Raw genomic sequence first — 7,893 nt, 5'->3', positions numbered from 1 at the left:
CGGATCGCGGCCGGGGTCTGATAGCCCGTCAGCAGCTTGAGCGGGCCGGTGTTGGTCACGTCCAGGGCGCGTTCCAGGGCCGGGAACATGCTCAACAGGGTGCCGCGCAGCCGGTTCACCGCGCGGGTGCGGTCCTCGACCAGATCGGTCCGCCGCCCGGTCAGCAACTTCAGTTCGATGGCGGCTTCGTCGCCGGGACGTATGGACCGCAGGTCGTGGCGCATCCGGGCCTGGTCGGCGATGACGTAGGCGTCGCGGGCGTCGGTCTTGCCCTCGCCGCGGTAGCCGTCGGAGGCCCGGTTGACCAGCCGTCCGGGGACGTAGAGGACTTCCTGGCCGTGGCTGACCAACAGGGCCAGCAGCAGCGCGGGCTCGCCGCCGGTCATGTCGATGGCCCAGGTGACCTCTCGGCCTTCGGCCAGGTCCAGGACGTCACTGAGTAGCTTCAGCAGCTCGGTCTCGTCGTTGGCGACGCGCCGCGACAGCAGCCTGTTGCCATCAGCGTCCAGCGCGAGGCCGTGATGGTGGTTCTTGCCGCTGTCGATTCCCGCCCATATCCGGCTCATCGTGCTCCTGAGGTGTGTGTTCGTGCTGTTCGTACCACGGACGACCTCGCCGGCATTGCTCTACGCAGCGACTTGTTCGCACTTCCTAATCGGCGGCCGAGTCGTCGTGGGGTGCCGGGTGGCGAAGCGTTTCGAGCCACGAGGGGCAGCCCTCTGATAGCCACACCCGGGACCCCTGGGTGATCCAACCCTACGAATGGCTCGATCGACCCGATCAAGAAGGTAGAGCTCTCTGAATATGAACCATGTGCAGCGCAAATGACACGCTGATCACCCAACCAGCCAACTGACAAACCTGCAGATCAGAACTTCACCCCAGGACCCGCGCCCGTGATTGCTACGGCCGCCGAGACAGCAGTACGAACCGACCACAGCCATACACCAAAACTGATCAGCCCAGGTCAACCCGGCAGCTGGCCGAGCGCCGCCGTCAGGTCGGCACCCGCTGGCGGCGCCTGCCTGCTCATCGTCAGGCCCTGCTCGTCCTGGCCCACCTGCGCTGCGGCGACACCTACGCCCATCTCGCGGACCTCACCAGGCGCGGTGACGATAAGTAGCCGTTGTCGTACCGCTCTTGGGACTTGGTGATCGAACGGTCGTCCCGATCGGGTGGTCGTCGGGTGCTCGGCGCATAAGAGGAGGGCCTCCTGAACAGCTCGCTGGTGTCGAATCACCGAGCATCAGGAGGCCCTGATGTCGCAGTCTTGCGTGCTGATGCCTGTGCAGTCCACCGCGGCCACCCAGGAGTGTGACTGCCTGGCTCACCGGTTCGGAAACGCTGCCGACAATCCCCTGCGCGAGCGCCGTTATCCGACCGACATGACGGACGTGGAGTGGGCAGTGGTGCGGCCGCTGTTGCCTGTGCCGGGCTGCATGCGGGGCCGGGGCGGGCAGCCGGAGGCGTATTGCCACCGCGCGATGCTGGACGCGATCGGCTATCTCGTGGACAACGGGATCAAGTGGCGGGCGATGCCGGCCGATTTCCCGCCCTGGGACCGGGTCTATGCGTTTTTCCGCCGCTGGCGCGACCATGACCTGGTTCGGGAGTTCCACGACCGGCTGCGCGGGCAGGTCCGCGAGAAGGCGGGGCGTGATGCCCAGCCGACGGCTGGGGTGATCGATTCGCAGTCGGTCAAGGCAGACGCCGTGGTCGGCGTTGACAGTCGCGGCTTCGACGGCGGCAAGCTGGTCAACGGACGCAAGCGGCACGTCGTGGTCGACACCCTCGGCCTGCTGCAGGGCGTGATGGTCACCGCTGCGGATGTCGGCGACCGCGCCGCCGCCCATGTCCTGCTGGAACAGGTGGCCACCATCCACCACCGCCTGGCCCTCGTCTGGGCCGACGGCGGCTACACCGGCAGTCTGATCGAGCACTGTCTGGCCACGTTCGCCCTGGTCCTGGCGATTGTCAAGCGCAGCGACAACGTGAAGGGGTTCGTCGTGCTGCCCAAGCGGTGGATCGTGGAGCGCTGCTTCGCGCACTTGATGCGAAGCCGCCGCCTGGTCCGCGACTTTGAGCGCCGCATCGCCAGTGCCGAGGCGATGGTCTACTGGTCGATGATCGGGCTCATGACCCGTCGCCTGGGCCGGCCACTGCGGGGGCGAGAGTGAACTGGCCGGGTGTTGGCTCGGCCAGCCAGCCGCGGGCGACCAGGCGTTTGGCCTTCGACCGCAATGCCTCCACCCGGGCTGGAACCACGTCCATACCGAACACCGCGGCCATTTCCTGGCAGGTCAGCGGACCCTGCCCGAGACGGGCACGGTCCGCGAGGGCTTGGAGAATGCGCTGGTAGTCGACGGACAACACCGACAAGGTCATCCCCTGACGCCACACCGGCACCTGCGATTTCGGTCTGGCCGCATCACGGGACGTCGACTGCGTGTCCATGTTCCTCGGGTTGGCGGGGTCCTGAACTCCGGCGTCAGCGGCACCGTCCGGGGCCAGAACCGTGTCGACCCGCCGTCGGGCGATTACCCACTCCTGCCATTCCTTCTCCGCTGCGGCCAACTCGGCCTGGATACGGTCGGCTTCCTCACGCAGCCCGTCCACTCGACGCCGAGCAGAGACCTCGCGCTGTTCCAGTAGTCCGACGACCGACGGCATTCGAGACCCCCCGGGGAGTGAAGACGTGACAGGCCACTACTCCCACGGACCTACCGCACCTATCCACGACCAGCGGAAACCCGTCGATCACGCACGGAAAGACAACGGCTTCTAAGGGTGCGGATCTGGTTGATGGTCTGGGTACGGGACTTGATGGCTGAGCGGCGGACCACGCGCAGGGAACGGATGGCTTCTACGATGCCGTCGCGTGTCTTGGGGGTGCCGCCCGCGCGGCCGGACAAGACTGCGGTCGCGGCGGCGTAGGCGTCGACGGGGTCGGACTTGCCGTTCGCGCGGCGGGCTCTGCGGTCGGGCCGGTCCACGTCGACCACGGTGACCCGGTTCGCCCGCAGGAACCGCGCGAGTTCGGAGCCGTATGCCCCGGTGCCCTCGACACCGACGGCCATGACGTCGCCGTGCGAGCAATCGTTGGTAGCCATCAGGGCTGGTGGGGAACGACTCGGTGGCCAGATGCCGACCGATGGAGTCGATCACGGCGGCATGGTGGAGGTCGGTGTGGGTGTCCACGCCACCGACCACCGCTATCTCGTCTGCCATGCTGGTTGCTGCTGTCCTTCCGTGCGACGCGCGAGGGATGGCACGCGCCGGTCTGGCAGCAGGACAAGACAGTGACGGGACCTTTGGCCGGGCTCCTGACTTGTTGATGAAGGGAATCCGGCCGGTCACGGCCACCGACAACTGCCGCCGGGACATAGCCCGTGACCTGCTGGCCGACCTGCGCCGCCTGGACCGGACCGGCAGGTCAAGGACAACGAAGCCGAAATGCGCGAGGCCGTCGCCGCCACCCGCACCACGCTGACCACCCTGCCAGGTCTGGGGACCGTGCTGGCCGCGAAGGTCATCGGCCACATCAGGGACGTCAACCGGTTCCCCACTGAACACCACTTCGCCAGTTACACCGGCAGCGCACCCCTGGACGCCTCCAGCGGCAACAACGTCCGCCACCGGCTCAACACTGGCGGCAACCGCGCGCTGAACTCGGTTCTGCACACCATCGCCGTCTGCCAGATCCGCGACGGCGGGCGCGGGCAGGACTACTACCTCCGCAAAATCAGCGAGGGGAAGACGCCATCCGAAGCCCGCAGGGCCCTCAAACGACGCCTGTCCAACGTGGTCTACCGGATCATGAAACGCGACCAACGGACCCACCTCGCTCAAGCCGCTTGACACACAGAGGCGCTATTAGGTCACAGGCGCCCGACCGGCGCGGTGCGTGCTGGCACCGCCCGGGCGACCGACGATTCAACCAAAGGACAGCCGGAGCGTCAGTCAGGCGGAGAGTCAGGCCCCCGAGCAGTGCCATCTACATCCTCACTGTCAGGCGAAGTCGGGTGTCATGGCCGCTGCCATCTTCAGATGCACGGCGGCCTCTTCGTCTCTGCCCAGTCGCCGGAGGGTGCGGCCGAGCATGAGCCGCGCGTAGGAGTCGTCCGGCGCGTCCGCCACCAACTGCCGCAGCACGTCGTGGGCCCGTGACAGCTGGGCCGAGTGGAAGTAGCCGCGGGCGGCGAGCCGTCGTACGTTCAGGTCGTCGCCGTGGTGGTCGAGCAGCGGCTGGAGCAGGGTGAGGGCCCCGAGAGGGTCGCGCTGCTCCAGCAGGGACTCCGACCAGCGCAGGCGCCGGACCTCCTCGGGCATCTCCCGCGTACGTACGCTCGCGGCGGCGGTGAGGAAGTCGACGATCACCTCGGGCGGCTGGGCGCCGGCGAGTGCCCGGTCGCCGACCACCAGGGTGGGCGAGGTCGCGATGGAGCGAGCCTTGCCGATGAGGAGGAGTTCACGTACCTCGTGGTCGGCGGCGCCGCTGTCCAGGAGGGCCGCGGCATCGGGGATGCCGGTGCGGTCGGCGATGTCGTTGAGCAGGCGGTGGTCGCTGATGTCGGCGCTGTCGAGGAAGTGCGCCTTCATCACCTGCTCGACAACAACATCCTGGGCCGTGCTGCCACCGTGATCGTAGGCCAGGAACACGAGACGGTGTGCGTCATGACTGCTGGCCCGCCATACAGCTCCCCAACGGGTCCCAAACCCTTCCTCGGCCGCAATCTCCGCGAGGAGCCCCAGGGCACGCTCCGGGGAAGGAGGAACCGCGCACTGGAGCGGGTCGGCTCCCCTTTCCGGCTCGGGTCCGGCAGCTTCTTCGGCTGGGGTGGCCTGCGCGGGAGCGGTCGGATCGATACGGTACGGCCGCCACACCACCTCGGCGCCGAGACCGGCCAGCGCCTGCGTCGCCAGTGCCTTCTCCAGGCGGCGCTTGCCGATGTACGCCCAGGGGCAGACCAGGTCGGCCCAAACTTCGATTCGCATTCGGTCCTTCTCGTCGCATCCTGCGAGGTGTTGCCGCTGAGAGTTCTGGTGACGGCCCGGCTCAAGGGGGCGGGCCCGGTGAGCCCGGGCCCGGTTTCCGCTGATTCGGCCGTCCTGCGGGGGCTGTTGGCCCCTACTTCGTCTGCTCTTCGGCGATCTGCTGGCGGACCTCGTCCATGTCGACCTTCCGCGACTGTGCGATCAGGTCCTCCAGGGCGTTCTCGGGCAGGGCGCCGGGCTGGGAGAAGATGGCGACCTTGTCCCGGATGATCGCGAGCGTCGGGATCGACTGGATGTCGAATGCCTGCGCGAGTTCCGGCTGTGCCATGGTGTCGACCTTTCCGAAGACCAGGTCGGGGTGGCGCTCGGACGCGGCCTCGAAGATCGGGCCGAACATGCGGCACGGCGGGCACCAGTCCGCCCAGAAGTCGATCAGGACAAAGTCGTTGTTCGACACGACCTCGTCGAAGTTCTCCTTGGTCAGTTCCAGGGTGCTCAACGGTTACTGCCTTTCAGGGGGAGGGGCTGTTTGAGAGGCGGGGCGGTCGCCGCCTTGGTCTACGTCCTTCTCGGGTCAGACGGCGGCAGTGGCGAGATCGTCGGACGCGGCCGCCACGATGTTCGCCAGCAGGGTCTTCGGGAGGGTGGCCAGGTAGTGCTCGGCGTCGAGGGCCGCGACCGTTCCGGACGCGGCGGCGGTGACCGCCTGGCGGTAGGTGGGGTCGATCACGTCGCCCGCGGCGAACACACCGGCGAGGTTCGTACGGGAGCTGCGGCCGTCCACCGCGATCGTGCCGTCCTCGGTCAGGTCGAGCTGTCCGTGGACGAGGTGGACGCGCGGGTCGTTGCCGATCGCGACGAACAGGCCCTGCAGCTCCAGGTCCTGCTTCACGCCGGTGACGGTGTCGGACAGGGTGACTCCGGTGACCTTGTCGTCACCGTGGATGGCGTCGACCTCGGCGTTCCACACGAACTCGATCTTGTCGTCGGCGAAGGCCCTCTCCTGCATGATCTTCGAGGCGCGCAGGCTGTCGCGGCGGTGGATGACGTAGACCTTGTCGGCGAAGCGGCTGAGGAAGGTCGCCTCCTCCATCGCCGAGTCACCGCCGCCTACGACGGCGACCGTGCGGCCCCGGAAGAAGAAGCCGTCGCACGTCGCGCACCAGGAGACACCTCGCCCGGACAGGCGGTCCTCGTCCGCCAGGCCGAGCTTGCGGTACGCCGAGCCGCTCGCGAAGATCACGGCGAGAGCCTCGTGCTGCTCGCCCGAGGCGAGTGTGACCTTCTTGACGTCACCGGTCAGGTCGACGGCGGTGACGTCCTCGAAGAGGATCTCGGTACCGAACTTCTCGGCCTGCCGCTGCATCTTGTCCATGAGGTCCGGGCCCATGACGCCCTCGGGGAAGCCGGGGAAGTTCTCGACCTCGGTGGTGTTCATGAGATCGCCACCCGCCTCCACGGAGGAGGCGATCAGCAGCGGCCGCAGATTGGCGCGGGCGGCGTAGATGGCGGCGGTGTAGCCGGCCGGGCCGGAGCCGATGACGATGATCTGCCGCACGGGAAGATCCCTTCTGTTTCGGGAAGAGCCGCCGGAACGGGCCTTCTGGCGTGCTTCAACCAGCATCATCCGGCATGTATTCCAGATGCACACAACTTGGATACTAATTACTGTGGATCACGAGTCGCATTCGGAGGGATCCAGGGGCGGGTGGTCCTCGCGGTTACCCGCCGACTGCCCGCCGTGGGGAAGATGGGTCCATGTCGATAAGCGAGAGCGCGTCCGAGCGGGCCTACGCGGCCATCCGCGAGGCCATCCTCAACGGAACCCACCAACCCGGCACGATGCTCGGCGAGGCCGGCCTCGCCGCCGATCTCGGTGTCAGCCGTACGCCGGTGCGGGCCGCGCTCGTCCGTCTCCAGGACGAGGGCTGGATCACCGTGTTCCCGAAGCGCGGGGCTCTCGTGCGCGGGCTGAGCGAGAAGACCGTCAGGGACCTCGCCGAAGCCCGGCTCATCCTGGAGGGCGCCGCCGTCCAGCGCGCCACGACCGAGCACAGGGCCGCCTTGGCCGCGCGGCTCGAACAAGGCATCGACCAGCAGAAGCAGGCGCTCGCCGACCGTGACCTCGACGGCTTCATCGAGCTCACGATCGCCTTCCACCGCTCCTTCGTCGAAGCCGGCGACAACCTCGTCATGCTCGAACTCAACGACCGGATCGCGGACCGCCAGCGATTCCTGCTCTACAGCTACGGAGAGACACTCCTGGCACGCTGCGCGGACATCATCGCCGAGCACGAGGAGCTGATCGCCCGGCTCCGCGCCGACGACGTTCCGGGGTTCTCCGATGTGCTGCGGTCCCACGTCGGCGACACCTACAGCTCCGGACTGCGCCAACTGCACATGTGAGGCCGGGGACGGACTCCCCGGTCCCACCGCAACCCAGGCACCAGTCTGCACACCGCGGAATGCGGTCAGTCAGCGGGAGATCGAGCCGGGCGCACTCGATCCTTGTGTCCTGGCGCGGCTGGGGCACGGCGCTCTTCGGATTCGGCCCGGTGCCAGGGTGCGCCGGGCCGGGTCGGCGTCGGCTGGGCGGCGAGGCGAAGGGCGTACCGGTCCCCAGCCGTGACCGGGCGCGGGTCCGAGGTGGTGGTGGCCGGTCATGTGGCACCAGGCGGGCAGGTCGAGCGGGGCAGCCGGGTCGGTGGCCACGATGTGTGCGACGGTGCCGGCTGCGGCGCCGTCGATCTCCTTGTGCAGGCGGAGCAGGAGGGTGACACACAGGAGACCGGTGCCGTCGACCAGGAGGGCTGCATCACGCATTCGGACCGCGGTTCGGAGTACACCTCACACGAATACCGCACCCAGATACGGGACTTGAAGCTCCGGCAGAGCATG

At 67.9% G+C, this 7,893-nt stretch carries 10 protein-coding genes and 1 pseudogene; 4 read left to right on the top strand and 7 right to left on the bottom strand.

The features are described 5' to 3' along the window. On the bottom strand, window positions 1-566 hold a 566-nt coding region (locus tag AB0N06_RS37470), incomplete at its 3' end, for an IS110 family transposase (protein ID WP_366139146.1). A 413-nt stretch (window positions 567-979) separates the two neighbouring features. Here AB0N06_RS37470 and AB0N06_RS37465 point away from each other — a divergent pair. Together AB0N06_RS37465 and AB0N06_RS37460 are read left to right on the top strand one after the other, a co-directional pair. Next, window positions 980-1,093 (top strand): annotated as a pseudogene (locus tag AB0N06_RS37465) (transposase family protein); the annotation flags it as partial. A 292-nt stretch (window positions 1,094-1,385) separates the two neighbouring features. Then, window positions 1,386-2,177, top strand: coding sequence for an IS5 family transposase (locus AB0N06_RS37460; protein ID WP_366139147.1), 792 nt, complete (start codon window positions 1,386-1,388; stop codon window positions 2,175-2,177). Here the strand turns inward: AB0N06_RS37460 and AB0N06_RS37455 are convergent. After that, on the bottom strand, window positions 2,134-2,670 hold the full coding sequence (locus AB0N06_RS37455) for a hypothetical protein (RefSeq protein WP_366139145.1): 537 nt from the start codon (window positions 2,668-2,670) through the stop codon (window positions 2,134-2,136). The genes AB0N06_RS37460 and AB0N06_RS37455 overlap by 44 nt on opposite strands. A gap of 59 nt (window positions 2,671-2,729) precedes the next feature. Then, the gene (locus tag AB0N06_RS37450; protein WP_366139143.1) at window positions 2,730-3,110 is read right to left on the bottom strand and encodes a transposase; all 381 of its coding nucleotides are present in this window, start codon (window positions 3,108-3,110) and stop codon (window positions 2,730-2,732) included. Between the two features lie 343 nt (window positions 3,111-3,453). Here AB0N06_RS37450 and AB0N06_RS37445 point away from each other — a divergent pair, with 343 nt between their 5' ends. Beyond that, complete coding sequence (locus tag AB0N06_RS37445) at window positions 3,454-3,858, top strand: IS110 family transposase (protein ID WP_366139142.1); 405 nt, start codon at window positions 3,454-3,456, stop codon at window positions 3,856-3,858. Between the two features lie 150 nt (window positions 3,859-4,008). Here AB0N06_RS37445 and AB0N06_RS37440 read toward each other — a convergent pair whose 3' ends face one another. From AB0N06_RS37440 to trxB, 3 genes are all read right to left on the bottom strand, one after another. Beyond that, entirely contained in the window at window positions 4,009-4,995 is a 987-nt protein-coding gene (locus AB0N06_RS37440) for a DsbA family protein (protein WP_366139141.1), read from the bottom strand. A gap of 133 nt (window positions 4,996-5,128) precedes the next feature. Beyond that, window positions 5,129-5,494, bottom strand: a complete 366-nt coding sequence (trxA, locus tag AB0N06_RS37435) for a thioredoxin (RefSeq protein ID WP_366139140.1) — start codon at window positions 5,492-5,494, stop codon at window positions 5,129-5,131. A 75-nt stretch (window positions 5,495-5,569) separates the two neighbouring features. Further along, window positions 5,570-6,553 carry a thioredoxin-disulfide reductase gene (gene trxB / locus AB0N06_RS37430; protein ID WP_366139139.1) on the bottom strand — a complete coding sequence of 328 codons (984 nt, stop codon included), beginning with the start codon at window positions 6,551-6,553 and terminating at the stop codon, window positions 5,570-5,572. Window positions 6,554-6,753: 200 nt separating this feature from the next. Here trxB and AB0N06_RS37425 point away from each other — a divergent pair, with 200 nt between their 5' ends. Further along, window positions 6,754-7,401 (top strand): GntR family transcriptional regulator, encoded by a 648-nt coding sequence (locus tag AB0N06_RS37425; RefSeq protein WP_366139138.1) that lies wholly within the window; start codon window positions 6,754-6,756, stop codon window positions 7,399-7,401. A 69-nt stretch (window positions 7,402-7,470) separates the two neighbouring features. On the opposite strand, the gene AB0N06_RS37420 is transcribed toward AB0N06_RS37425, so the two are convergent. Continuing rightward, entirely contained in the window at window positions 7,471-7,818 is a 348-nt protein-coding gene (locus tag AB0N06_RS37420) for a sulfurtransferase TusA family protein (protein WP_366139137.1), read from the bottom strand. Window positions 7,819-7,893: the final 75 nt, after the last annotated feature.

The organism is Streptomyces sp. NPDC051020 (genome assembly GCF_040683105.1).
Taxonomy (GTDB): Bacteria; Actinomycetota; Actinomycetes; order Streptomycetales; family Streptomycetaceae; genus Streptomyces.
Note: the sequence above shows the minus strand (reverse complement) of the source record. Positions and strands in the feature narration are given on the sequence as shown.